This window comes from Actinophytocola sp. KF-1 (genome assembly GCF_054661535.1).
On the sequence record NZ_BAAFVK010000005.1, the window covers coordinates 524905 to 551023 of the forward strand.

Below are 26119 nucleotides of genomic sequence, written 5' to 3' on the forward strand. Positions count from 1 at the left end.
CTCGCGCATACCGAGTTGCCGGTTTCGTGCAGATCTTGGTCCTGAGGACATGCACGAAACCGGCAACTCGGTGTGCCGGAGAGCGCGACTCGCGAGTGCCGTGCGTCAGGCGCACGCGTGGCGTGGGTCGTCCAGCCAGAAGCCGGTCCACCCGGCGTCCACGCCCGGGACGCTCCGCGCGAAGATCACGCTGGCGCCGTGCGGGTGGCAGTAGACCAGCCCGCCCTGCCCGACCTCGCCCGGTTCCTCGAGGGTCTGGGCGAGGATCGTCAGCGGCGCGCCGCCGTTGACGCCGAGCTCGTCGCCGCGGTCCCCTTCGTAGTGCGGTCCCATGTGCGACTCGACCTTCCGCAGGTCGCCTGCGCACGCCGCCGCGTGGATCTCGGTGACGAGGTCGAGCCAGTCGGCGGGCAGCGGCGCGCCGGTCGCGTCGTTCCGCTGGACCGTGCCGCACCGGGGGGTCGCGGGCGGCGGCGCCGCCTCGTCGTCGTCGGTGCCGGTGCGGACCAGCACCGCCACGACGACGATGAGGAGCCCGGCGAGCAGGACGATCACCGTGCGGCGGTTCAGCACCGGTCCTCCTTCTGGGACGCGCCCTCGGCGAGCGGTTCGACCGACATGTCGGCCCCCACCAGGTCGTAGACCCGGCCGTAGGACGCGAGACCGGGCGCGGCGCACGACAACCCGGTGACGCGCAACGGCTTTCCCCCGTCGTCGACGGTGAGCCGCCGCGTCTCGGTGCCGGCCTGGTACTCGACCTCCAGCACGTACTCGTAACTCTTGTCGTGCGCGAAGGTCGTCATCACGACCTCGTGGGTCTCCCCGTTCGCGAGGTTGATCGTCGTGCCCGGGAAGAACGGGCCCGCGGGCACGCGCCGCCCCATGTCGTCCTCCGTCGTCCCCTGGACCACGGGCACGTCGTCGTCGAGGTAGAGGTGCAGGCTCGACGACGTCTCCGCGCCCTGGCCGCGCCCGTACACGAGCACGCCGTCGACGGGCGCGCCGGTCCCGCGGATCACCGGCCGGATGTCCACCACCCGCACCGCGCCGTCGTCCGGCCCGACGAGGTGCAGCCGGACGGTCTGGTGCTCGACCGGCAGGCCACCGGCCGCGCGCAACTCGCCCTGCAGCCCCAGGTCCTTCACCGAGTACGGCCGCGCCAGCTTCGCGGCCAGTGCCGCACCGGGGTAGTCCGGGGAACTGCTCGCGAACTCCCACGGCGGCAGCTCCCTGACCGGCACGACGCTCACCCGCAGGCCCGCGCCCTCCTTCTCCGGCCACAGGAAGACCGCGCCCGCCACCAGCACGCACACGGCGAGGAACACGGCGGGCCACAACCATCCGCGCGGCCGGCCGCCGAAGTGGATGTCGCCGTGGAAGTCCCTCCCCTGCACGACGTTGCCGGACACGTCTTTCGCTTCGTTGCGGGTCTCGCCCTCGGCCATCCCCACCGCCTCTCGCCTGACCGGTGAGTTCTACACGACCCGCCGTCGGCGACATCGACCGGGTGAACATGACGGGGAATCCGTTGGCGTGCCTCGAATCCACGTAGGACGACCGCTAATGTCCTTCTGGAAAGGGAAAATCCTTTCCGCACTGGAAAGGAGACCAGGTAGTGGGCGGCGAACGACGGCAACCGAGGCCACGGAACCGGCGCATCGGGGCGCGCCTGCGGGCGATCAGGAGGCAGCGCACGAATCTGTCGCTGGAGGACGCGGCGCGGTTGCTGGGCTGGTCCCCGTCGACGCTCTCCCGCACGGAGAACGGGCTCCGGGAGATCACCAGCGAGGAGGTCGCGACCATCGTGACCGCCTACCGGCTGCCCGCCCCCGAACGCGCGGAGATCATCGAGGACGCGCGCGCCGACAACTCGGCGGGCTGGTGGGACCGTCCGATCCCCGGAGTGCCCGAGGAGATGGGCGTCCTGGCGAGCTACGCCGCGGAGGCGAACAGCCTGACCAACTGGTCTGTCATGCTCGTCCCTGGCCTACTGCAGATCGAGCCCTACGCGATGGCCCTGATGCTGTCCGACGGCATCAGCGAGGAAGCCGCCCAACGCCGCTGGGTGGCCAGGAGAATGCGCCAGAAGATCCTGGGCAATGTCGACTACACGGCGTTCATCCATGAGGCGGCGCTGTACATCCCATTCGGCGGCCGAGACGCCCACCGCAAGCAGTTGGAGCACCTCGTGGGTGCGCGCGATCGCGGTGTCGGCGTCCGGATCGTGCCGAGACGCCGCCCCTATGGAGTAATCAGCCATAGCTGGTTGTACATGACGTTCCCGAACACGCTGCCAGTGGTGAACGTCGAGGTCGCCGAAGGAGGCGTGTACCTGTTCGACGATCAAGCTAAGCTCTACACCACGAGAGTCGACCTGTTGAACCAGCTGGCGCTTTCCACCCAGGAAAGCTCAACCTTCCTTCGGTCGCTTGTGAAGGAGATTCGATGACGTGGCGCAAGTCGAGCCGCTCAGGTTCGGGCGGCGACTGTGTGGAGGTCCGCAGCGATCTTCAAGCTCTCCGGGACAGCAAGTCCCCCGCCGCGGTCCTGTCCGTGAGCCGGGGCGCGGTGCGGAGTCTCGTCACGCACGTCAGGTGAGCGTGAGCGGCGTGTCCGACTCGACGTGGGCGAGCTTCGCCGGGTTGCGCACGTAGTACAGCCCGGCGATCCGGTCCCCCGCCACCCGCACCGCGAGCACCCCGTCGAGCCGGCCGTCGACGCTCAACACCAGCGCGGGGTTGCCGTTGACCACGACGGGCGTCGCGGTGAACGTGGTCTCGTGCTTCGCGAGACCGCCGAGCATGAAGCGGCTCACCTTCCCCGCCCCCGTGACGGGCCGCGGCGCCGCCTGCTTGACGCCACCGCCGTCGCTGATCGCGACCACGTCCGGGGCGAGCACGTCGAGCAGCCCCTGCAGGTCCCTGGTCTCGAGTGCCCGCTGGAACGCCGCCACCGCGGCCCTCGTCCGGCTCGGTGACACGGCCTCCCTCGGCCGCCGCGCCTCGACGTGCCTGCGCGCCCGGTGCGCGATCTGGTGCACGGCGGCCGGGGTCTTGTCGAGGGCCTCGGCGATGTCGTCGTAGCCGATGCCGAACGCCTCGCGCAGCACGAAGACCGCCCGCTCGGTCGGCGACAGCGTCTCCAGCACGAGCATGAGCGCCATCGACATGCTCTCCGCCAGCTCGACGTCCTCGGCGACGTCCGGCGCGGTGAGCAACGGCTCCGGCAGCCACGGCCCGACGTACGCCTCCCTGCGGCGCCGCACCGACCGCAACCGGTTCAGCGCCTGCCGGGTGGTGACGCGGACGAGGTACGCGCGTTCGTCACGCACCTCGTCCACGTCGACCGCCGCCCACCGCAACCACGTCTCCTGCAGGACGTCCTCCGCGTCGGCCGCCGAGCCGAGCGCTCGTAGGCGACGACGAACAGCAGGTTGCGGTGGGCGAGGAACGCCTCGGTCGCCCGGTCACCCATGCCGGCGATCCTCACACGGCCGCGGCGGCGCCGCGCCTCTCCTCGACGCGCCGCGCCCGCTTCCCGTCCTTGACCGGCCACCTGTGCGAACCGGGCTTGCGCGCCTCCGCCGCCATCTGCTTGACCGGGCTCTCGCACGCGGCCTCCTTGAGCTTCGCGCCGAGCCGGCCGGGCACGTGCAGCGGAATGGCGGTGTCGTCGAAGCGGGCGAACTGGAAGACACCCTCCTTGCGGCCGAGGCTGACGCACATGGCGCCGATGCCCCGGGTGAAGTCGGCGGGCTCGTTCCCCGCGATCCGGCTGAGCACCGTGTCGGCGGCGTGGGAGCCCAGCGGCAGCGCGGCCTGGCAGCTCATCCGCATCGGCGCGGCCGAGGGGGCGGCCGCGTCCCCGGTCGCGACGATGCGGTCGTCGTCGACGCTGGTCAGGGTGTCGTCGGTGAGCAGGCGGCCGACGGCGTCGGTGCGCAACCCGCTGCGGCGGGCGAGGTCCGGGACACCGAAACCGGCGGTCCAGATCGTCACGTCGCTGGGCAGGACCCGGCCGTCGTCGAGCCGCACGGTGTCGCGGCGCACCTCGGTCACGGTCGCGGCGTCCAGGACGGTCACCCCGAGCTTCGCGAGCCCCTTGGCGACGGACCGCCTGCCGCGCGGGTGCAGGTAGGGCCCGAGCGGTCCGACCAACGTCACCGCCCGGCCCAGCTCCCCCAGCTCGGCGGCCACCTCGATGCCGAGCGGTCCGGCACCGACCACGGTCACGGGTGCGCTCAGCGGCGTGTCGTCGAGGACGGACCGCAGCCGCAGGGCCTCCTCCAGGCTCGCGGTGCCGTGGGCGAACCCGGGGGTCGCGGCGCTGCCGCTGCCGACGGCGTAGACGAGGTAGTCGTAGCCGACGGGGCCGCCGTTCTCCAGCGTGAGGACGCGGGCGGGCGCGTCGATCCCGGTCACGGTGCCGACGACCAGCCGCACCCGGTCGGCGAGCACGTCGCCGTACTCGACGAGCGCGTCGTCCGACCCGCCCACCAGCTGGTGCAGCCGGACCCGCTCGACGAAGCTCGTGCGCGGGTTGATCAGGGTGACGGTCACGTCGTCCCGCCGCGTGAGCCGGTTGGCCGCCATGACCCCGGCGTACCCGCCGCCGATCACGACCACATCGGTGCCCATGGTGTCTCCTTCGCTCGAGGGGTCGAGCACAAGACACCGCAGCCCCACGGTTCCTGACACGGTGTGAGGCAGCCCACTCAGGTGAAGAGCCAGCCCAGCACGGTGTGCGAGGCCAGCACCAGGATGGCGCTCCACACGGTCGCGCCCACCACCAGCCACACCAGCAACCGCTGACGGGCAAGCCCCAGCGCGGACCCGAGCACCGCGGACACCCACGTCCCGAACAACGCGGGCCCGACCAACCCGAACCCGGCCGGCCCGAACCGCGTCAGCATCCGGCGTGCCTTCTCCAACCGGGCCGCCTGCCGTTCGGGGTCGTTGGCACGGGCACGGCGACGGCGGATCAGGCGCGCGGTGAGCGTGTACCGGAGGAAGCGGGGCCGGTAGCGCCGCAGCCCGCGCACCCACTCCATGGCGAACAACGCGATGACGAAGCTCGCCCACGCGCCCGCCGACACGGCGAGCACGGTCGCCCACGCGGGCAGCCGCAGGGCGAGCCCGACGGGCGCGGCGGTCGACGGCCCCGCGAGGAACCCGGTCAACAGCACGGAACCGAACCGCCCCATGACTACTCCTCAAGCGGTGGAAGGCGCTTCCGGGCGTACCGGAAGCGCCTTCCACGGCATGTCTCAGCTCACGCGGCGTTCGTGGCCTTCCCAGAAGCGTTCCCGCAGCTCACGGCGCAGGATCTTGCCGCTCGGGTTCCTCGGCACCTTGTCGATGAACTCGTACCGCAGCGGCTGCTTGAACGTCGCCAGCTTGCCCTTCAGGAACAGCGCCAGCTCCCGCTCCGTCAGCGTCTCGCCCTCGACCGGCACCACGAACGCGTGGACGATCTCGCCCCACCGCTCGTCCGGCACACCGACGACGGCCGACTCGGCGACCTTCGGGTGCCGCCCGATGACGTTCTCGATCTCCGCCGGGTACACGTTCTCGCCCGCGACGATGATCATGTCCTTGATGCGGTCGCGGATGAACAGGTAACCGTCCTCGTCCAGCACGCCCGCGTCACCGGTGACGACCCAGCCATCGACCAGGGTCTTCGCCGTTGCCTCCGGCAGGTTCCAGTACTCGAGCATCGCCGCGGGCGTCTTCAGCCACACCTCGCCGATCTCGCCGGGCGGCAGCGGGTTGCCCGCCGAGTCCGCGACCTTCAGCCCGAAGCCCGGGTACGCGCGGCCCGCGGCCTGCATGCGGCCGCTGTCCGGCGTGTGGTCGGCGGGCGGCAGGCACACGGCGGTGTTGCCGGTCTCCGTCAGGCCGTAGATCTGCGCGAACTCGCAGCCGAAGCCCTCGACGCACCGGGCGAGCAGCCCCGCCGAGATCGGCGCGCCACCGTAGATGATCTTGCGCAGGGTGGTGAAGTCGTCCTTCGTCACGCCCGGTTCGGTGAGCAGCAGCCGCATCATCGCCGGCACCAGGCACGCCGTGGTCACGCCGAGCGTCCTGATCAGCTCGACCGCGCCCGCCGTGGTGAACTCGCGCATCACGACGTTGGTGGCGCCCGCCGCGAAGCCCTGGTTCGCCCACCAGATGCCGCCGATGTGGAAGCCCGCCATGCCGATCAGGCTGACGTCCTCGGGGTAGAAGTCGATCCACTTCTCCCCCGCCTCGGCGAGCGCGTTGCGCACCGCGAAGAAGCTGCGGTGCCCCAGCACGACGCCCTTCGGCAGCCCGGTCGTGCCGCTGGTGTACATCTGCACGAGCGGCGTGTCCGGCGTGACGCGCGCGAGCACGTTCGTGTCCGGCTGACCGTCCAGCCACGTCGTGAACCCGGCGCCGGGCGCGCCCGGCTCGTCCAGCCGCACGACCTTCGTCAGCTTCGGCAGCTCCGGCGCGAGCCGGTCGGCCACCGCCTCCGCGGCCGTGTCCGCGAACAGCACCGCGGTGCCGGAGTCGCGCAGGATGTGGTCGACCTCGTCGGCGGCGAGCCGCCAGTTGATCGGCACCAGCACCGCACCGCACTTCGCCGCGCCGAACAGCAGCTCGTAGTAGTGCTCGGACTCCTTGCCCAGGTACGCGACGCGGTCACCCGCGCGGACCCCGGACGCGGCCAGCGCGTGCGCGACCTGGTTGCTCACCCGGTGCAGCGTCGCGTAGTCGATCCGGCGGCCCTCGCAGATCATCGCGATCGCGTCCGGCTGCTTGGCCGCGTGGGTGCGCGCGACGTCGACGAGCGTGCGCAACTGGGGTGCCACGATGTCCTCCTGTAGTGCGAAAGAGATCAGGTCAGGCCGCGCGCACGCTCATGCCCGGCGGGTCGACCAGCGCCATGCCCACCTCGCCCTCGGCGTAGCCGCCGTTGGCGTCCCAGAACCGGTACGGCATGTCGACCCTCAGCACCGGCCGGCTGCGGTTGGTCTCGGTGAACCCGGCGAAGGACACCTCACCGAAGAAGTCCGCCGAGTCGATCGGGCGCTTGAAGCTGCTGGCGTACCGCGCGATCAGGATGTCCGGCAGCTGCTTGGCCCAGTAGTCCTCCATCGTCCACGCGTCGAACGCGGCCAGCGAGCGCTCCTGCACGCACTTGGCGATCAGGTAGTACATCAGCTGGTTGAAGCAGATCGTGACCTCGACCGCGTTCAGGTGACCGGTGTCGTCGATGTAGCAGGGGAAGGGGATGGAGAACCGGCCCTCCGCGCTCGCCAGATCGCCCGACACCGTCACCGTCGCCGACTTCAGGTACTGGGTCTTCGGGCGCGCGTAGGGGCGCAGTACGTCCGAAAGCAGTTCCGGGTCGTTGGCGAAGTTGATTTCGCCGGAATTCTTGCTCGGCAATACCGTCATCATTTCCTCCTCGGCGCGCCACCGCGATTCGGTTTCGACCGTAATGTGCGGGGGTCATCCACCGGTAACAGCGGACGAATTCTCCCGTCGACGGGGCTGCGCACCCGGCCGCACCAGGCGGTCGAGCAGCATGTCGGACGTCAGCGAGCGGTCGGACAGCAGCGGGTCGGTGGACAGCAGCGCCATGTGCAGCGCGCGGATCCGGTCCGACGGCTCGATGCCCAGCTCGTGCAGCATCCGCTGCCGGAAGCGCATGTAGACCTCCAGCGCGGCCGACGCCCTGCCCGCGCGGTACAGCGCGATCATCAGCATCGTGTGCGCCGACTCGTGCAGCGGGTGCTCCACGACCAGCGACGCCAGCTCGCTGATCATCTCGCGGTGCCGCCCGAGGCACAGGTCCGCGTCGATCCTCGTGGTGTGGGCGTAGAAGCGGCGTTCCTCCAGCCGCGCGACCTGCGCGCGCAGCAGGGTGCCCCACTGTCCATGGTGGACGACGTTGCCACGCCACAGCGCCAGCGAGCGGCGCAGGTCGTTGGCGGCCTTCTCGTAGTCACCGGCGTGCATCGCGGCCGAGCCCGCCGTGACGAGCTGGTCGAACTCGGTGATGTCGAGCTGGCTGGGGTCCACGCGCAGCACGTAGCCACCCGAACAGGTCTGCAGGACCTCCCGGGTGATGTACTCCACCGACAGGCCGAGCACGGCGCGGAAGAGCCTGCGCAGCTTGAACATGTACGTCTGCAGCGTCGAGTGCGCCGTGCGCGGCGCGCCGTCGCTCCACAGCTCGCGGGCCAGCACCGAGGCGCCGACGGGCTTGTTGGCGTTGAACAGCAACGTGGACAGGATCAGCCGCAGCTTCGGCGCGCTCGGCGCCACGTCGAGGTCCCCGTGCCGGATGACCAGCGGGCCGAGCAGCTCGAACCGCAGGTCGGCGAGCGGGTTGCCCTCGTTGCGCGGACGCACGAGCGCCGACGCCTCCGCGGCCGCGTCCTCGTCCGGCTCGGGCTGCGACGTCGATTCCAACAGGGTCGCGAGGAGGGCGAGCTTCTCCTCGTGGGTCATCGTTCCCAGTGCGTCTAATTTGGTGACCATTTCGGGACCTCGCAATCAGCCAGATCCACCGCACTTTCCGCCGCCGGCGGGGTGTGCCAGCGGGATAGTCCCGGCAGGATGCGACGATCGTTGAACATGGATATCAGGACATCTCACGGTATTCCGGCACAGGCCCTCGCCGATAGTGACGGCGTCATAAATGGGCAGTGAGTAACGGAGGTGCAGCACATGAGAGGTGCACTTGTCCAGTACTACGCGCGCGACGCACGCTTGGGTGCGAGCGAGGCTCAAGCGCAGGACTAGTGCGAGGAGGAGCGATGACCACCACCTCAAGCAAGGAGAGCGGGTTACGGATCGGCTTCAAGCGCCACCTTCGGGCACACGTGGTCGCCGGGGAAGCCGTGTACCTGCTCTCCGAGCGGGACGCGACGTCCGTCGCGGGCGCGCACGTGGAGGCGCTGGCCCCGCTGCTCGACGGCACCCGTGACCTGGCCGGACTGTGCCGCGACATCCCCGAGGGGCTCACCCTCGCCGAGGCGGGCTCGGTCGTCACCCGCCTCGTCGACGCGGGTCTGGTGTCGCTGCGCGAGCCCGTGGAGGACATCGACCCGCCCGCCCTCGCCTACTGGGAGGCCGCCGGGATGGACCCGTCCTCGGTCGTGCACACCCTGCGGCACACCACCGTCTCGACCATCTTCCTGCCCGCCGACGACGGCGCCGGGGACGGCGTCGACGCCGACGGCGCCACGGCCGCGTTGCGCGCCGCGGGCCTGACCACCGTGCCCGGCAGCCCCGACCACCTCGCCGACGACGCGGCCCTGTCCGTCGTCCTGTGCGAGGACTACCTCGACACCCGGCTCCCCCGCGTCGACGCGCTGCACCGCGCGGCAGGCCGGCCGTGGCTGCTCGCGAAACCCGGCGGCACGCAGGTGTGGATCGGCCCGGTGTTCGGGCAGCCGGAGCAGGCGTGCTGGCACTGCCTCGCCCACCGGCTGCGCGGCCACCGCCAGGCCGAGACCCACCTGCGCGCGCTCGTCGACCGGGACGTCCCGCTCATGCCGCCCGCGGTGTCGCTGCCCCCGCTGGGCGCGGCCGCGCTGAACCTGGTCGCGCTGGAGGCGGTCAAGTGGGTGGCGGGCATGCGCGGCGAGAGCCAGCGCGCGGTGTGGACCCTCGACAGCCTCGACCTGCAGGGCCGCCGCCACGAACTGCGCCGCCGCCCGCAGTGCCCGTCCTGCGGCGACCCGGAGCTGATGAGCAGGCAGGCGCGCAAGCCCGTCACGATCGGGCACGTGGCGAAGGTCAGCCGCTCCGGCGGCGGCCACCGGGCGATGCCGCCGGAGGAGGTGCTCGCCAGGTACGAGCACCTGATCAGCCCGGTCACCGGCGTGCTCAAGGAGATCACCAAGGACACCAGGGGCCCGTCGTTCTTCAACTCCTTCCGCGCGGGCCCGAACCTCGCCCTGAACGTGCGCAGGCACTTCGAGCACATGCGCTCGGCCCGCGCCGAGAACGGCGGCAAGGGCATCACCCCGCTGCACGGCAAGGTGAGCGCGCTGTGCGAGGCGATCGAACGGCACAGCGCCTACTTCCACGGCGACGAGGAACGGGTCGTCGGCAGCTACGCGCGGCTGCGCGACGAGGCCGTGCACCCGAACGACTGCCTGCTGTTCGACGAACGGCAGTACGCGAACCGCGCGGAGTGGAACGCGGCCCACTCGTCGTTCCAGTACGTGTGCGACCCGTTCGACGAGGACGCGGTGACCTCCTGGACGCCGGTGTGGTCGCTCACCGAGCAGCGGCACCGCCTGCTGCCGACCGGGATGCTGTACTTCGACGTGCCCGCTGAGCTGGGCGGAGGCGGTTCCCTGTCGGCCGACTCGAACGGCAACGCGGCGGGCAGCAGCGTCGAGGACGCGTTGCTGCAGGGGCTGTTGGAGGTGGTCGAGCGAGACGCCGTCGCGCTGTGGTGGTACAACCAGACCAGAGCGCCTGGGGTAGACCTCGACAGCTTCGGGGTGCGCTGGATCGACGAGCTGCGTGCGGTGTACGCGGCTCTGAACCGCGACGTCTGGGTGCTTGACGTGTCCTCGGACGTTGGGATACCGACCATGGCCGCGCTGTCTCGTCGCACTGACGGGCCACGTGAGGACGTCATGTTCGGGTTCGGGGCACATCTCGACCCGGAGGTGGCGCTCATCCGTGCGCTCACCGAGATGAACCAGTTGATGCCCGCCGTCGTCGCTGCCGGTGACGGTGGAGACTACGACTGGTCCGACCCGGACGCCGTGCACTGGTGGCGTACCGCCACCTGGGACGGCATGCCGTACCTGCGGCCGGATCCCGCGGTACGGCCACGCACACCAGCCGACTACCGGCACGTCCCGACCACGGACCTCCACGAGGACATCACCGCGGTCACGGGGCGGCTGGCAGGCCTGGGACTCGACGTCATGGTCCTCGACCAGACCCGCCCGGACGTCGGGCTACCCGTGGTGAAGGCGATCGTGCCCGGCATGCGTGGCTTCTGGGCGCGGTTCGCACCCGGCCGGTTGTTCGACGTTCCCGTGCGGCTCGGCAGGCTCACCGCCCCGACGCCGTACGAACGGCTGAACCCGATCCCCCTATTCGTGTGATCGTGATGTATTACGCGGGCGGCGTGTGCACGCACACCGAGGAGCGACAAGTGCCATCGGATCCCGGCGCTCCCCCCGGCGTGAGCCTTGCCCTGTGGTCCTTCAGGGACGACGTGGTCATCGAACCGGTTGTGGGCGGCAGCCTGGTCGTGCTGACTCGTTGGGGTGACGTGCGGGTGGACTCACCCGCACCGGCGATCGTGGACAGCCTCTACCGGATGACGCTGGGCCCGGTCGCGCTCACGAACGTCGACGACCTCGACCGCGACGACCTGCGCGAGGTGTTCATGCGGTTGCCGGGGTGCGTCGTGCGGTCCCTGGGCCTGCAGGAGACGGCGACACCGCTGCTGTCTGCGGTGCCGCTGGCGCCGGGCGAGGTGCTGGAACCGCCGGACCTCGACGAGGACCTGCCGGTCCGGCTGTCCCGGTTCGCGGTCGTCCGGGAGGACGGCGGCGAGCTGGTGGTCGAGTCGCCGCTGTCACACCATCGGGTGGTCCTGCACCGGCCGCTGACGACGTGGGTGGTCGGCACCCTCGGCCGGGCGACGACGGCACACGACATCGCGCACAGCATCAACGTGACGCGGCAGCTGACCACCGAGATCCTCGGCTACCTCGTGGCCACCGGCATGGTCGTGACCGGCGAGGTGGTCGGCGGGCGGGCCGTGTTCGCCGAGGACACCGACCCCGAGCTGCGCATCTGGTCCCCGCACGACCTGCTGTTCCACTCCCGCAGCAGGCTCGGCAGGCACGACGACGCCGCGGGCGCGGTGTTCCGCAACTCCCCCGACCTGGCGCCGCTGCCGGTGGTGCGGCCGGTGCCGTCGGGTGAGCGGTTCCCGCTGTACCGGCCGGACCTGGCCGGCGCGCCGGACGAGATGACGCTGACGCAGGCCGTGGAGCGGCGGCACTCGGTCCGCGAGTTCGCCGACGAGGGCCCGTCCGCGCGGCAGCTCGGCGAGCTGCTGTTCCGGGCGGCGCGCGTCCGGTCGCAGACCGAGGCGGTCGGCGCCGGCGGCGTGCGGTACCCGGTGTCGGCGCGCCCGTACCCGAGTGCGGGGTCGCTGTACGAGCTGGACCTGTACCTGACCGTGGACCGCAGTGACGGGCTGCCGCGCGGCAGCTACCACTACGACCCGGAGGGGCACGCGCTGACGCTCGTCAACGCGGACGCCGCGCACGCCGACGAGCTGCTGGACAGCGCCATGGTGTTGATGGGGGCGCGGCGCAGGCCGCCGGTGCTCATCACCATGACGGCCAGGATGGGGCGGCTGTCGTGGGTGTACGACGCCATCGCGTACGCGACCACGCTCAAGCACGTCGGGGTGCTGCAGCAGACCCTGTACCTCGTCGCCACGATGCTGGGCCTGGCCCCGTGCGCCGTGGCGACGGGCGACAGCGAGACCGCGACGACGGCGTTCGGCCTCGACTGGCCCGCCGAAGTCAGCGTCGGCGAGTTCGTGATCGGATTACCGAGGACAGACCAATGACGGAACGCACCTGGGCGAACGCGAGGAGTGGCGGGCCACACCGGTTGCGCCGAACGGGCGAGAACAGCCGCCACGAACCGGATAATGATTACTGCATACCCGTACGGCGACGTGATACAACACAGGGCGAATCGGGCAGCTCGGAGGTACATCCGCGAATGATCAAGGTCATGCTGGCCGAGGACATGCACATGGTCCGCGGGGCACTTGTCGCGCTGCTGAACCTCGAGCCCGACATCGAGGTGGTGGCCGAGGTCTCCAACGGCACCGACATCCTGCCCACGGCCCAGAAGTTCAGGCCCGACGTGGCGGTGGTCGACATCGACCTCCCGGGCAAGGACGGGCTGACGGCCGTCGGCGAGATCCACGAGCACCTGCCGGAGATCAGAACCCTCATCCTCACCGGTTTAGGCAGGCCCGGCAATCTCCGCCGGGCGCTGTCGGCCAAGGTCACCGGATTCTTGTTGAAGGACGCACCCCCCGCCCAGCTCGCCGACGCCATCCGGAGTGTCGCCGCCGGCCAGCGGGTCGTGGACTCCCAGCTCGCGATGGCGGCGTGGGACAGCGCCGAGTGCCCGCTCACCGCCCGGGAGACCGAGGTGCTGCGACTGACCGCCGAAGGCCTGCAGGCGGTCGACATCGCGTCGCGGCTGTTCCTGTCGGTCGGGACCGTGCGCAACTACCTGACGACCGTGATCGGGAAGCTCGCCGCCCGCAACAGGGTGGACGCCATCCGCATCGCCCGCGAAGCCGGGTGGCTGTGATCTTTCGGGGGTCGGCCTCCGGCCCCCGGTAGCCAGCCTGCCATGGGACACCGACATTCTCGGGCCGGTGGTCTGTCGCCTGTGGATGGTTGCTCGACCTGTGGATGGTTGCGCCTTGGTCGGCCGGTTCTGTCGGTGGTGGCCGGTAAGCTGGTTTTCGGGGGCCGGAGGCCGCCGCCGTTCCGGCGGCTCGGCTGTGGACGGGGTGACCTTGGTGGACGCTTCGCGTCCGGCTCACCTGTCTCACGGGTCGCCGCGCTTGCTCAGCCATCGATGGGGCGGCCCGCTGCGCGGGCCCGGGCGCGCAGCGCCCGCGCCCCTGTTCTGAAAGTGCGTTCAGGACAGCGCCAACGCACCGAATCGCACTCAACGGCCCCTCGCCCACACGGGGTGGCCCGCTGCGCGGGTCGGGCGCACAGCGCCCGCAACCCTGCCCTGAAAGCGCGTTCAGGACAGCGCCCACACACCGAATCGCACTCAACGCCTGCTCGCCCACACGAGGGCGGCCTGCTGCGCAGGCCCGGGCGCGCAGCGCCCTGTCCTGAAAGCGCGTTCGGGACAGCGCCAACGCACCGAATCGCACTCAACCCCTAGCCCGCACGGGGTGGCCCGCTCCGTGGGTCGAGCGCACAGCGCCCGCAACCCTGCCCTGACGGGCGCTTTCAGGACATCACCAACACACCGAAGGGCCCCTTCCGCTCATTCACGGCCCTCGCCCGCGCGAGGTGGCCCGCTGCGCAGGCCCGGGCGCGCAGCGCCCGGCCCCACGTCCGGAACGCGCCTTCCAGGACACCACGTTGATGAAGGCCCCTTCATCACCCGCCGCGACCAATGGAACGGCCCGCCGCACAACCCCCACGCGCCGCGGCTATGCCGCGAGCGCCGGGCGCTGCACGCCCGGGCGCGCAGCGCCCGCCCAAGCAAGCGCCCGCCCCCGAGCACGCGCCCGGCCCGAGCAAGCGCCCGCCGCGCCGCGCCCCGACCCGCCGCACCCAAAGCCGACCACAACGAAGGGGTCCTTCATCAACAGCGTCACATCTTCCGCTCCATGCGGAGCGGCACGTCGACCTTGAGCCGGAACTCGTTGGGCTCGTGCTCGACGGTCACCGTCCCGCCGATCTCGCCTGCCCGCACCGACAGGTTGTGCAACCCGCTGCGCCCACGATCCTGAGGCGCCTTCGGATTGGGCTGCACGTCATCGTTGACGATCTCGAGGGTCGCGCGGTCCTGGGTTTGACGAATCGTGATCTCGCAATGTTTGGCTTTGCTGTGTCGGAGCAAATTGGTGACACCTTCGCGCAAAACCGTTGCCAGGACCGTGCTCACGCGCACCGGTAGATCGGTGTGATCACTGTCGAGCCGGACACTGATGTCGGCCGCCTGCAAGACGGACACCGCCGAGCGGCATTCGTCTTCCAGGGACAGTTCGCGGTAGCCGGTCGCGACCGTTCTGGCGTCCGACAGCGCGAGCCGGGAGATCTCGAGGATCTCCAGCAGCTGGTCGCCCGCCTCCTGCGGGGACTTCTCCAGCAGCCGGTGCGTCAGTTCAATTTTCAACGTTATGGCGGAAAGGCTGTACCCGAGCAGGTCGTGCAGGTCCCTGGCGAAGCGCAACCGCTCACGGAGCACAGCCATCCGCGCGATCTCGGCACGGGTCGACTGCACCTCGACGACCAGCGCGGCCAGCCGGGACAGGCCGTACACGACCAATCCCGTGGTCACGGTGGAGATCGACGTGTACAGGATGTCCACCGGCGCCCCGGTGAACTGCAGCTGGGCGAAGCCCATGCTGGCGACGATCGCGCAGAACGACGTCCACGCCGCGATCGGGCGCAGCACCAGCAGCACACTGCCCGCGAGGAAGCCCGGCATGCCGACCCACGCCTGACCGAAGATCAGGATGGGCAGGTACACCAGGCACGCCTGCGCGGCGAGCATGCCGTAGCCGATCTTGGACCGCACCGGCGACGTCGATCGGCCGTACCACAACAACTGCATGACCAGCAGCGCCACGATGCAGGCGAACGACAGCACGATCTCGCCGACGCCGATCGGCAGGAACAGCACGTGCAGGAACCCGATGAGACTGATGCTGACGAAGACCGCGGTCACCACGCCGACCGCGAGGCGCGGCGCGGGGAACGACACGGTTCTGTCGACTTCCGACGTCACGGGTACGGGGGACGATTCCACGGCGTGCCCCGGTGCCGTTACCGTAATCGGGGTGTGCCCGAGGGACCGGCGAGGCCGTGTATGTCCTCGTCGACGAGCCGGTGATGTTGCAGCGAACGTGGTTCGTACACGAGCCTAACTCCTTGCACCCGAAGGAATCCCCGTCACACACGTGCCTCCGCCATGCCCACCGGGCACGGGAGGTGAGTCTCCCCGGAGGGTGCTCCCGGCGGGTCGACGACAGGGGTCATCGCCGGGTCGTCGGCGCTGCCGTGAGCCGCCGCCCCGCGGCTCACCTCCCGCCGTCCCGGCCTCGGTCCCGATCGTCATGCCGCCCACACCCGATCCTCACCGCACTGCCACGGAAACACGTAGAAATCACATGCTACTGGAGAGAATAGTCGAACAACACATCGCTTGGGCTAATTGATTGCGTGCTCAACCTGGAATCGCTGCCACATTTGAGCAAGTCAAATTAGGCCCCCATACCTGCGCGGTACGATTCCACACCGTTTTGACGCTTGTCAAGACACCGGCACCATGCTCTTCGGGAGCGCTGTCACCTGGTGTGACGAACGAGCGAACGCACTACGCCGGATGCGTCACGGGCCCGCGGCGGGTGCCTGGCGCAGACCGAGGCCCAGCGCCTCGACCAGCTCCCTGCGGGCCCGCGCGACCCGCGACCGGATGGTCCCGACAGGACAGCCGCACACCTGCGCCGCCTCCGCGTACCCGAGGCCGAGCACCTGCGTCAGCACGAACGCGTCCCGCCGGTCGTCGGGCAGGGTCCGGACCGCCAGGTTGATCGACACGGTCTCGTCGAGCCCGGGCTGACCGGTGGCCCCGCGCTGCTCGGCGGCGGCCTGCCAGTCCTGGTCGGCGGCTATCTTGGGCCGGACGGACGCCGCGCGGAAGTGGTCGGCCGCCACCCGGCGGGCGATGGCGAGCAGCCACGTGCGCGCGTGGCTGCGCGCCGTGAACCGGTGCGCGGCGCCGAGCGCGCGCACGAACGTCTCCTGCGTGAGGTCCTCGGCCTCCGACGGACCGGCGAGGTACACGAGAAACCGCCAGACGTCACGCTGCGTACTCCGGATGAACGCATTCGCGGCGTCCCGGTCGCCGCGGCCGGCCGCGAGCGCCAATTCCGTGATGCGGTCATCCGTCGCCAACTCCGACATGAAATGGACGATAGCCACCGGAATGGCACGAAAGAACGAATGCGATCACGGCTCCAGCGAAGATCGTGCCCCGAATTGAAGACCCGCTGGAACCGGCGGCCGGAAATCACCGACTACTGGTACGTGGACTGCGAAGAATACCGAGAAGCCCTGTCGGCCCGCCTCGACGACGAGGAGGGGCCGGAGGACACGCGGCTGCCCGCCGACCGCCACCTCGAGCACTGCGCCGACTGCGCCACCTGGTACGACAACGCCGCGTTCATCACCCGGCGGACCAGGACCACGGCCGCGGTCGCGTGGCCGGACGTCACCGACGCCGTGCTGGCGCGGGTTCCGGCGGGCGCGCAGGCGCCGTCCACGAGGTTGCGCGTCGCCCTCGGCGCGGTCGGCGCCGCACAGGGCACGACGGCCCTCTTCGCACTCGCCGGCACCGGTGCCTACGAGACCGCGGCGTGGCAGCTCGCGCTGGCGGCCGCGTTCGGCGCCGTCGCCGCGCGCCGCTCACCGCCCGCGGGGCTGGTCCCGCTGCTCGGCACGTTCGTCGGCGTCCTGTCGTGGGGGCACCTGACCGGCCACGCGAGCGGCGTCCTGTCCTACCTGCTGTCCGCCGCCGGGCTCGTGCTGGTCGTCCTGCTCGCCAGGATGACGCCACCGCACCGCGTCCCGGTGCCGCCCGCGAGCACGGTCACGCGCACCAGGGACACCCACGACGGCCCGGCCGGCCGCATGCGCCTGGCAATTCCGCTGACCAAACCCACAAAGGCCGCGTGAGCGGAATTCGCCGCGGGGCCCGCACGCGGTGCACGGGCCCCGTCCCTCCGATTGATGATCAGAATTCCGGCCGGTTATCGGCAATGCGCCAAAACTAGCTCGCCTTGGCGAGCGGGCGGGCACCGTAAGTAACTCGGACAATTCCGTCATCGTGACGCTCCGTCGCCGCCGTCACGCCGAACACCGACGACAGGACCTCGGGGGTCAGCGCCTCCAGCACCGGCCCCGACGCCACCACCCGGCCCCGGTCCAGCACGACCAGCCGGTCGCAGCTGCGGGCGGCCAGGTCCAGGTCGTGGAGCACGGCCAGCGTGGTGACGCCGACCGTGTGCACCAGTTCGAGCAGCTCGAACCGGGCCCGGATGTCGAGGTGGTTGGTCGGCTCGTCCAGCACCAGCAGCTTCGGCTCCTGCGCGAGCGCGCGGGCCAGCAGCACCCGCTGCCGCTCGCCACCGGACAGCGACCCGTAGATCCGGTCGGCGTGGTCGAGCATCCCGGTCCGCGCGAGCGCCGCGTCGACGATCTCGCGGTCGGACGCGCCGGTCCGGTCGAACATGCCGTGGTGCGGCGTGCGGCCCAGCTCGGCCACCTCCCGCACCGTCAAGCCGGGCGGGGTCGGGCTGTTCTGCAGCACCGCCGCGGTGTGCTGGGCGGCCGTGCGGGCCGACATGCCCCACACGTCCTGGCCGCCGAGCAGGACGACGCCCGAGGACGGCCGGATGGACCGGTAGATCGTCCGCAGCAGCGTCGACTTGCCGCTGCCGTTCGGCCCGATCAGCCCGACGAACTCGCCGGGCGCCACCTCGAGGTCCACGTCGTGGAGGATCGGCTTGGCGCCGATGCTCACGCTCACCTGTTGCACGTGGAGTTTCATGAGTGCGCGAGGCTCCGATCCCGGCGCATGAGCCAGATGAAGAACGGCGCGCCGAACAGTGCGGTCAGGATGTTGAGCGGCAGCTCGTTGGGCGGGTCGACGGTGCGCGAGAGCAGGTCGACGACCACCAGGTAGATCGCCCCGACGAGCGCCGCCAGCGGGAGCAGCCGCCGGTGGTCGACGCCGAACGTGAGCCGCACCAGGTGGGGGACCATCAGCCCGACGAACCCGATGCCGCCCGCGACGGCGATCAGCACCCCGGCGACCAGGGAGCTGAGCACGATCAGCACCAGCCGCAGCCGCTTGACGTCGATGCCCAGCGCGGTCGCCGACTCGTCGCCGGTGACCAGGGCGTTCAGCTGCCTGCCGTACAGGGTGAGCAGCAGCGTGGACGCGATGACCACGACCCCGGCGACGTGCAGCTGCTCCCAGTGGGCGCCGGACACGCTGCCGAGCAGCCAGAACATGATCGCCCGCATGTTGTTCGGCTCGGTCTGCAGCTGCAGGAAGTTCGTGATCGACGTGAACACGTAGCTGACCACGACCCCGGCGAGCACCAGCCGGACCGGGTTGAGCTTGCCGCCCTGCTGTCCGAGCAGGAACACCAGGCCCACGGCGAGCATCGCACCCAGGAACGCCGCGCCCGAGACGCCGAGGCCGCCCAGCGCGCCGGCGCCCAGCGCCATGACGGTCACCGCGCCGACCGACCCGCCCGCCGACACGCCCAGGATGAACGGGTCGGCGAGCGGGTTGTTCACCAGCGCCTGGAGCACCACCCCGGTCACCGCCAGCCCGGCGCCCGCCAGGGCGGCGAGCAGCACGCGCGGGATCCGGAACTGCCAGATGATCTGGTCGTGGGCCGGGTCGACCACACCGCCGAAGATGTGCGCCCGGACGATCTGCCAGCTGTCACCGAGCGAGAACGTCACCGAACCGACCGCGGCGGCCACCAGGATCACCACGACCAGCAACGCACCCAGCACGAGCAGCGACACCGGCAACGGCACCGCGTGCAACGGCGCGGGCCGCGCCCCGGCAGGCCGGGTGGCCTGCCGGGTCGCGGGGCGCCGCGTGATCGGGGTGGCGGTCATCAGAACACGTCCGGGTGGAACGCCTTCGCGATCTCCTCGACGGCGATGGCGTTGCTCGGCCCGAGGTAGATCGAGTCGGACAGGACGACGTAGCGCTTGTTCTTGGCCGCGTCCCACTGCGGGAACTGGGCCAGCAGCTTCTTCGCGTCGGCGTCCGGGTCGGCCGACATGTAGTTGACGACGATCAGCGCGTCGATGTCGGTCTTCGCGACCTGCTCCTTGCTCGGGTTGGCGAACATGTTCTCCGATGCGCCCGCGAACGCGTTGGTGACACCGGCCTTGGCCATGATGTCGTTCCAGATGCCGTTGTCGCCGACCGAGCTGAACTGGTCACCCATGGCCATGCCGGGGATGATCAGCATCGCGTTCAGCTTCTCCGCGCCCGCCACCTTCTTCTCGACGGCCGCGATCCGCTCCTTCGAGTCGGCGATGATCTTCTCCGCCTTGTCGGAGACGCCGAAGATCTTGCCGAGGTCGCGCAGCATCTTGTAGCTGTCCTCGATGGTCGGCTTGTGGCTGACCGTGCCGACCTCGCCGCACGCGCTCTCCGGCGCGTAGGTGTTGGCGCCGATCTTGGCCAGGTCGTCGCGGGTGGCGAAGCCCGCCTCGGCGCGGAAGCCGCCGTCGTAGGTGGAGATGACGAAGTCCGGCTGCAGGCCGATCATGGCCTCGCGCGGGATGTCCATCATCTCGTTCAGCTCGATGTCGCCGGTCGGCAGCGCCTTGATCGCCTCGACGCGGCCGGGGACCTCCGAGTCGCCGTACGACTGGGCGTTGGCGACGATCTTGTCGCCGACACCGAGCTCGAGCAGCGAGGACACCTCGGCGACCGAGCCGCCGTTCATGACCACGACCCTGCTCGGCGCCTTGGTGTAGGTGTACTTCTTCCCGCAGTTGGTGATGGTCACCGGGTACGCGCTGTCCTTCGACTTGTCGTTGGACTCCGCGGCCGTGGTGGTCGTGGCGCACGCGGCCGTGGCGGCGAGACACAAGGCGCCAATGGCCACCAGAACGGGCCTGATCTTCATCATCTGCTCCTCTGGGTGGTCGAGGCGACAACGGGTGCCGCCGTGGGTTGGACTTCCTTCGGTGTTGCGGGGAGTCGGTGCAGCCGCGCGTTGAGCAGGCTGGTGACGGTGGCGAGCACCGCCAGCAGCCCCGCGGCGGCCGCGAACGCCGTCGCGCTGTCGGCGAACGGCACCCCGGGGTCGCCGGGGGTGGCGCCGAGCACGGTGCGGTACCAGACCCCGGCGACGGCCACGCCGAGCGCGAGGCCGAGCTGGGTGACGGTCGTGGCCATGCCGGACGCGGCGCCCGCGTCGGCAGGCTCGACGCGGCTGAGGATGCCCGCGACCAGCGGGGTGACGACCATGCCCTGCCCGAGCCCGGCGAGCCCGATCATCACCGCGAGCAGCGCGGGCTGCGCGTCCTGCGGTGCCTGCGTGATGGCCGCGCCGCCGAGCAGCACCGCGGCGACGGTCGCGCAGCCGAGGATCGGGATGGGTGCGCTGACCCGTGCGGTGAGCCACCGGTTGGCGGCCGACGCGAGCGAGAACCCGACGCCGAGCGGCACGAACATCAGCCCGGCGACGAACGGCGTCAGCCCCAGCCCGGTCTGCAGGTAGTAGGTGAACACCAGGAACAGCCCGGAGTTCGTGGCGAACAGCGCGGCGACCGTCAGCAGGGACAGCCGCATGCCGCGGGCACGCAGCACCCTCGGCGGGAACAGCGGCGCGCCGCCGGCCGCGAGCAGCGCCCGCTGCTGGGTGGCGAGCACGGCGAACACCACCGCGGCGAGCGGCAGCCCGAGCCACAGCCACCACGCGCCACCCGGCCCGAAGATCAGCGGGACCAGCAGCGCGGGCAGCGCGACCGTGGTGAGCGCGGCGCCCACGAGGTCGAGGCGGCTCTCCCGGTTCGCGGCGCCGGGTGGCAGCAGCCTGCCGAGCGCGAGGATCCCGAGCCCGATCGGCACGTTCACGAGCAGCACCGGCCGCCAGCCGAGCCCGGCGATGTCGAGGTCGACGAGGATGCCGCCGCCCGCGATGCCGCTGATCACGCCGAGCCCGATCACGACCCCGTACACGCCGATCGCCTTGGCCCGCTGCTCGGTGTCCGACACGGTGGCCCGGATGATCGACAGGACCTGCGGCGCCATGAACGCGGCGGTCGCGCCCTGGAGGAAGCGGGCGGCGATCAGCAGCTCCGCGTTCGGGGCGAGCCCGCACAGCAGGGACGTGAGCGTGAACCCGGCGACGCCCCACAGGAACACGATCCGGTGCCCCATGCGGTCGCCGAGGCGGGCGCCGGTGATCAGCAGCGCACCGAACGCGACCACGTAGGCGGCGCCGACGAACTGGATCTGGTCGAAACCGGCGTCGAGGTCGTGCTGGATCGACGGGCTCGCCACGTTCACGATGAACCCGTCGACCTGGGTCATGAAGGTGGCGGCGAGCACGGTGCACAGGCCGAGCCATTCCCGGCGCGTGATCATGATGCCCTCCTCAGCCCGGTGTCCTCGGCGAGCGCGGCGCCGACGTCCCCGAGCGCGGCCGGTTCGGTCATGCCGTGGTGCGTGGCGGCCACCTCGTGCACGGTCAGCCGGCCCGCCACGTGCGGCGTCCAGCTGTCCGGCCCCGGCCACGCCGGCGACTTGTCCTCGGTCGCGGCGAACAGGAGCACGTCGGCCGCGACCCGGCGCGGGGTCCAGGCGGCGCCGATCCGGGCGCTGTGCGTGTAGGTGCGGTAGAGCCGGTCGAAGGCGTCCAGGCCCTCGGCGCCGGGCATGAACGCGGCGAACTCGTCCTCGGTCGCGGGCGGGTGGTCCCGCATGGACTCCGGGAACGGGTACGAGTCGAGCAGCACGAGCCGCGCGACGTCGTGTCCCTGCTCCTCCAGCTGTGCGGCGACCTCGTGCGCGACGAGCCCGCCGAACGAGGCGCCGAGCAGGTGGTAGGGCCCGGCCGGGCACACGTCCCTGATGTGCCGGACGAGGTCCGCGGCGACCGCGGCGACGTCCGGGTGCCGGTCGGCGCCGACGAGCTGCAGCCCGTACAGCGGCCGGTCCGGCAGGACGGGCAGGAGCGCGGCGTAGGACCAGGCGAGGCCGGTGGCCGGGGCGACGCAGAACAGCGGCGGCCCGCTGCCCTGGGTGCGCAGGGGGAGCAGCGTGTCGTAGGCGCCCTCGTCGGCGTGCGTGGCGAGCTTCGGCGCGAGCTTCGCGACCGTCGGCGCCTCGAACACCGTCCGGATGCCCAGCCGCACGCCGAAGTGGTCGCGGATGCGGCCGATGAGCCTGCCGACGAGCAGCGAGTGCCCGCCGAGGGAGAAGAAGTCGTCGTCGATGCCGATCCCGTCGACGCCGAGGAGCTCGGCGAACATGCCGCACAGCACGGCCTCCCGCCGGTCGCGGGGCGGGCGGCCGGTGACGAGCGCGGCCGGGTCCGGCGCGGGCAGCGCGGCACGGTCGAGCTTGCCGTTGGTGTTGCGCGGTAATCGGTCCACCACGACGTAGGCGGGCGGCACCATGTAGTCCGGCAACCGTGCCGCCGCGTACTGCCGCAGCCCTGCCGGTTCCGGCGTCGCCGCGCCGGGCACGACGTAGGCGACGAGCCTGCCGTCGCGGACGACGACCGCGCACTGCGCGACCGCCTCGTGCCCGGAGAGGACGCTCTCGATCTCGCCGGGCTCGATGCGGAACCCGCGCACCTTTACCTGGTCGTCGGCGCGGCCGAGGAACTCGAGCGTGCCGTCCGGCCGCCACCGCGCGAGGTCGCCGGTGCGGTACATCCGCTCCCCCGGCGCGCCGAACGGGTCGTCGACGAACCGGTCGGCCGTCAGGTCCGGGCGTTCGTGGTAGCCGCGGGCGACCGGCGCGCCCGCGAAGTACAGCTCGCCGACGACGCCCGGCGGCACGAGCCCGCGTGCCGCGTCGAGCACGTACGCCCTCGTGTTGGCGATGGGGCGGCCGACGATCGGGTCCTCACTGTCGGCCAGCCTGCAGTGCAGTGTGTCCACAGTGCACTCGGTGGGGCCGTACAGGTTCCACGTCGCGATGTCGGGGACCGCGCGCAACGCCGTCCACAGGCCGGGCCCGGTCGCCTCGCCGCCGAGCGCGATGACGGCGGGCCGGTGCCTGCCGTCGGCCAGCAGCCCGGTCGCGACGAGTTCCTCGGCGTAGGTCGGGGTGATGTCGAGGAAGTCGATCCGCTGCTCGTCGACGTAGTCCAGCATCGCCGCGGGCTCCCGCCGCACGTCCTCACCGACGAAGTGCAGCTCGTGGCCGTCGAGCAGCCACAGCAGGCCCTCCCACGACGTGTCGAACGACAGCGACGCGGACAGCGCGGCCCGGCGGACCGTGCCCTTGCTCTCCGGCCGGATCAACGTGTCGCGGTGGTGGTGGAACAGGTTGACCAGTCCACTGTGCTCGATCACCACGCCCTTGGGCCTGCCGGTCGAGCCGGAGGTGTGGATGAGGCACGCCGGGTTGGCGGGGATCAGCGGCGCGTGCCGCTCGCCGTCGGTGAGGTCCCGGTCGGACAGCTCGCCGAGGCGGCGCGCGGTGGCCGGGTCGTCGAGCACCACGACGGGTGCGGTCCCCGCGGCGGCCCGGAGCGCCTGGGTGGTGACCACGACGACGGGTGCGCTGTCGGCGATCGTGAGCGCGATGCGCCTGGCCGGGTGGTCGGGGTCGATCGGCACGTACGCCGCGCCTGCCTTGAGCACGGCGAACAACGCGACGATCGCCTCGTACGTGCGCGGCAGCAGGAGCGCCACGTGGCACTCGGGTGCGGCGCCCTCCTCGACGAGCAGCCTGGCGAGCCGGTTGGCGCGCCGGTTCAGCTCGGCGAAGGCGAAGGTGCCGCCGTCGGCGACGAGCGCGGTGCGGTCCGGGGTGGCGATGACCTGCGCCTCGAACAGGTCCGGGATCGTCACCGGCGGCACGTCGCGCGCGGTGTCGTTCCACTCGGTCAGCAGGGTCTCGCGCTCGCCCGGCAGCAGCAGGTCGACGTCGGTGACCGGGCCCGAGGGCGTGGCGAGGAGGCGGCGCAGGAACGTCAGGAAGCGCCGCAGGTGGGTGGCGATCTCGTCGTGGGTGTAGCAGTTCGGGTTGGCGTCCACCACGACCCGCAGGCCGCTGCCGTCGGCGCGGTCGTACACGTGCAGCACCAGGTCCTCGACGAGACCGGCGCTGACGTTGTGCACGACGCCCCGGTGGCCCGCGAACCGCAGCCCGTAGTCGAACGGCATGATGTTGACCGAGGGGCCGAACAGTTTCCGTTCGCTGGCGACGAGTTTGAGGTCGCGGCGCAGCTGCTCGTACCGGTAGCGCAGGTGCGGGCGGCCCGCCCGCAGCTCGGCGGTGACGCGGCCGGTCAGGTCGACGAGGCTCATGCCGGGGTCGACGGTCAGCCACAGCGGCACGACGTTGGTCACCATGCACGGCACGCGCAGCGACACCGACCCGATGCGTGCCATGACGGGCAGCGCGAACACGAGGTCGGTGGCGCCGGCCATCCGGTGCAGGTAGGCGGCGAAGGCGGCGGTGAGCACCTCGCTCCACGTCGCGCCGACCTCGGCGGCGACGTCCTTCAGGGTGGCCAGGTCCGTGCCCGCGAGGTCCGCGCTCTCCCGGACCACGTGGTGCGCCAAGGGACCGGACCGGTGCGCGAGGACCACGGGCGCGGGTTTGCCGTCGGCCTTGCCGACCCAGTAGTCGCGGTCGGCGGTGAACCTCGGCGAGTCGCGGTAGTCCTTGTCCTCGGCGACGACGTCGGCGAGCGAGCCGAAGCTGTTCGGCGGTGGCTCCTCGCCCGCGACGAGTGCGGTGTAGACCTCCGCGACCCGCCGTGCGACGAGCGAGAGGCCGTAGCCGTCGAGCGCGATGTGGTGCACCCGCTGGTACCACAGGTGGAAGTCGGGGCCCGCGCGGAACAGGGCCTGCGCGAACACGGGTCCGCGGCGCAGGTCCACCGGTACCGCGAGGTCGGCACGCATCCAGTCGAGCGCGGCGGCGACGGGATCCGCGGTGGCGCTGACGTCGAGCACGTGCATCGTCCATTCCGGACACGCACCGACGTCCTGCCAGGCCTGGTCGTCGAGGTCGGCGCCGAACCGGGCGGTGAGCGCGTCGGCCTCGCCGACGGCCGTCCGCACGGCCCGCTCGAACAGTGCGATGTCCACCGGGCCGTGGATCTCCACGTACTCGGCGGTGTTGAACGCGGGGCTGTCCGGGTCGAACTCCTGCCCGGTCCAGATGCCCTCCTGGGCGGCGGTCAGCGCGAGCCGCCGCACACCGCGGCGCTCAGGCATCCAGGGCCGCCGGCTGCCGCGATGTCAACAGTGTCAACCAGTGCTCCAATGTCGGCTGCTCGGCCAGTTCCACGAAACTGACCGCGACGCCGTGTTCGCGCCACCGCTCCAGGAGCGTCAGCAGGCGGATCGAGTCCAGCCCGCTCTCGAAGAGGTTCTCCTTGTCGAGCGCCTCGTCCGGGTCCCGGTGCAGCAATGCCGCCACATCGGCGCGAATGGCCTCATGAGTCAACCGCTCTGCCATGCCTGCCTCACACCCCTCGTGCCGGAGAATGTCCCGGTCCGGCGGACGCGGCCGAAGTCGCGTCCGCCGGAACCGTTCCCTGGCCCGAGATTTCCAGAGTGGACTGGAATTCC

General features: G+C 71.1%; 21 protein-coding genes and 1 pseudogene. 6 read left to right on the top strand and 16 right to left on the bottom strand.

Features of this window, described 5'->3' with window-relative positions; translation table 11 throughout:
* Positions 1-105 precede the first annotated feature (105 nt).
* Positions 106-573: a hypothetical protein gene (locus ACYQ77_RS18230; RefSeq protein WP_459712789.1), complete on the bottom strand. Its 468-nt coding sequence runs from the start codon at positions 571-573 to the stop codon at positions 106-108.
* Positions 567-1445, bottom strand: coding sequence for a hypothetical protein (locus ACYQ77_RS18235; RefSeq protein WP_459712790.1), 879 nt, complete (start codon positions 1443-1445; stop codon positions 567-569). Before ACYQ77_RS18235 ends, ACYQ77_RS18230 begins: the two co-directional genes overlap by 7 nt.
* Before the next feature lie 170 nt (positions 1446-1615).
* Here ACYQ77_RS18235 and ACYQ77_RS18240 point away from each other — a divergent pair, with 170 nt between their 5' ends.
* Together ACYQ77_RS18240 and ACYQ77_RS18245 are read left to right on the top strand one after the other, a co-directional pair.
* Positions 1616-2449, top strand: a complete 834-nt coding sequence (locus tag ACYQ77_RS18240) for a helix-turn-helix domain-containing protein (protein WP_459712792.1) — start codon at positions 1616-1618, stop codon at positions 2447-2449.
* A complete protein-coding gene (locus ACYQ77_RS18245) occupies positions 2446-2598 on the top strand; it encodes a DUF397 domain-containing protein (protein ID WP_459712794.1) in 153 nt (50 codons plus the stop codon). Before ACYQ77_RS18240 ends, ACYQ77_RS18245 begins: the two co-directional genes overlap by 4 nt.
* Here ACYQ77_RS18245 and ACYQ77_RS18250 read toward each other — a convergent pair.
* From ACYQ77_RS18250 to ACYQ77_RS18275, 6 genes and pseudogenes are all read right to left on the bottom strand, one after another.
* Positions 2591-3474, bottom strand: a pseudogene (locus tag ACYQ77_RS18250) (RNA polymerase sigma-70 factor). The gene ACYQ77_RS18245 and the pseudogene ACYQ77_RS18250 overlap by 8 nt on opposite strands.
* Positions 3475-3485: 11 nt before the next feature.
* Positions 3486-4637, bottom strand: coding sequence for an NAD(P)/FAD-dependent oxidoreductase (locus tag ACYQ77_RS18255; protein WP_459712795.1), 1152 nt, complete (start codon positions 4635-4637; stop codon positions 3486-3488).
* Positions 4638-4714: 77 nt separating this feature from the next.
* Positions 4715-5203 (bottom strand): hypothetical protein, encoded by a 489-nt coding sequence (locus ACYQ77_RS18260; protein ID WP_459712797.1) that lies wholly within the window; start codon positions 5201-5203, stop codon positions 4715-4717.
* 63 nt (positions 5204-5266) lie between these two features.
* Complete coding sequence (locus ACYQ77_RS18265; RefSeq protein WP_459712799.1) at positions 5267-6835, bottom strand: fatty acid--CoA ligase; 1569 nt, start codon at positions 6833-6835, stop codon at positions 5267-5269.
* Between the two features lie 31 nt (positions 6836-6866).
* Positions 6867-7424, bottom strand: a complete 558-nt coding sequence (locus tag ACYQ77_RS18270; RefSeq protein ID WP_459712802.1) for an FcoT family thioesterase — start codon at positions 7422-7424, stop codon at positions 6867-6869.
* A 54-nt stretch (positions 7425-7478) separates the two neighbouring features.
* Positions 7479-8483 carry an AfsR/SARP family transcriptional regulator gene (locus tag ACYQ77_RS18275; RefSeq protein ID WP_459712804.1) on the bottom strand — a complete coding sequence of 335 codons (1005 nt, stop codon included), beginning with the start codon at positions 8481-8483 and terminating at the stop codon, positions 7479-7481.
* Positions 8484-8791: 308 nt separating this feature from the next.
* Between ACYQ77_RS18275 and ACYQ77_RS18280 the strand changes: the two genes are divergently transcribed.
* From ACYQ77_RS18280 to ACYQ77_RS18290, 3 genes are all read left to right on the top strand, one after another.
* Positions 8792-11110 (top strand): TOMM precursor leader peptide-binding protein, encoded by a 2319-nt coding sequence (locus ACYQ77_RS18280; RefSeq protein WP_459712806.1) that lies wholly within the window; start codon positions 8792-8794, stop codon positions 11108-11110.
* A gap of 50 nt (positions 11111-11160) precedes the next feature.
* Positions 11161-12600, top strand: coding sequence for a SagB/ThcOx family dehydrogenase (locus ACYQ77_RS18285; RefSeq protein ID WP_459712808.1), 1440 nt, complete (start codon positions 11161-11163; stop codon positions 12598-12600).
* Between the two features lie 158 nt (positions 12601-12758).
* Complete coding sequence (locus tag ACYQ77_RS18290; protein ID WP_459712810.1) at positions 12759-13364, top strand: response regulator transcription factor; 606 nt, start codon at positions 12759-12761, stop codon at positions 13362-13364.
* A gap of 1032 nt (positions 13365-14396) precedes the next feature.
* Here the strand turns inward: ACYQ77_RS18290 and ACYQ77_RS18295 are convergent.
* Together ACYQ77_RS18295 and ACYQ77_RS18300 are read right to left on the bottom strand one after the other, a co-directional pair.
* Positions 14397-15512, bottom strand: a complete 1116-nt coding sequence (locus ACYQ77_RS18295; protein ID WP_459712812.1) for a sensor histidine kinase — start codon at positions 15510-15512, stop codon at positions 14397-14399.
* 626 nt (positions 15513-16138) lie between these two features.
* Positions 16139-16714: a sigma-70 family RNA polymerase sigma factor gene (locus tag ACYQ77_RS18300; protein ID WP_459712814.1), complete on the bottom strand. Its 576-nt coding sequence runs from the start codon at positions 16712-16714 to the stop codon at positions 16139-16141.
* 75 nt (positions 16715-16789) lie between these two features.
* On the opposite strand from ACYQ77_RS18300, the gene ACYQ77_RS18305 reads away from it, so the two are divergent.
* Positions 16790-17485, top strand: coding sequence for a hypothetical protein (locus ACYQ77_RS18305; protein ID WP_459712817.1), 696 nt, complete (start codon positions 16790-16792; stop codon positions 17483-17485).
* A 94-nt stretch (positions 17486-17579) separates the two neighbouring features.
* On the opposite strand, the gene ACYQ77_RS18310 is transcribed toward ACYQ77_RS18305, so the two are convergent.
* Genes ACYQ77_RS18310 through ACYQ77_RS18335 form a run of 6 tightly spaced genes read right to left on the bottom strand, consistent with a single transcriptional unit; the run spans position 17580 to position 26006 of the window.
* On the bottom strand, positions 17580-18359 hold the full coding sequence (locus tag ACYQ77_RS18310; protein WP_459712819.1) for an ABC transporter ATP-binding protein: 780 nt from the start codon (positions 18357-18359) through the stop codon (positions 17580-17582).
* On the bottom strand, positions 18356-19450 hold the full coding sequence (locus tag ACYQ77_RS18315) for a FecCD family ABC transporter permease (protein WP_459712821.1): 1095 nt from the start codon (positions 19448-19450) through the stop codon (positions 18356-18358). Before ACYQ77_RS18315 ends, ACYQ77_RS18310 begins: the two co-directional genes overlap by 4 nt.
* On the bottom strand, positions 19450-20478 hold the full coding sequence (locus ACYQ77_RS18320; RefSeq protein ID WP_459712824.1) for an ABC transporter substrate-binding protein: 1029 nt from the start codon (positions 20476-20478) through the stop codon (positions 19450-19452). Before ACYQ77_RS18320 ends, ACYQ77_RS18315 begins: the two co-directional genes overlap by 1 nt.
* Entirely contained in the window at positions 20478-21944 is a 1467-nt protein-coding gene (locus ACYQ77_RS18325; RefSeq protein WP_459712826.1) for an MFS transporter, read from the bottom strand. Before ACYQ77_RS18325 ends, ACYQ77_RS18320 begins: the two co-directional genes overlap by 1 nt.
* Positions 21941-25762 carry an amino acid adenylation domain-containing protein gene (locus tag ACYQ77_RS18330; protein WP_459712828.1) on the bottom strand — a complete coding sequence of 1274 codons (3822 nt, stop codon included), beginning with the start codon at positions 25760-25762 and terminating at the stop codon, positions 21941-21943. Before ACYQ77_RS18330 ends, ACYQ77_RS18325 begins: the two co-directional genes overlap by 4 nt.
* A complete protein-coding gene (locus tag ACYQ77_RS18335; protein ID WP_459712830.1) occupies positions 25755-26006 on the bottom strand; it encodes a phosphopantetheine-binding protein in 252 nt (83 codons plus the stop codon). Before ACYQ77_RS18335 ends, ACYQ77_RS18330 begins: the two co-directional genes overlap by 8 nt.
* Positions 26007-26119: the final 113 nt, after the last annotated feature.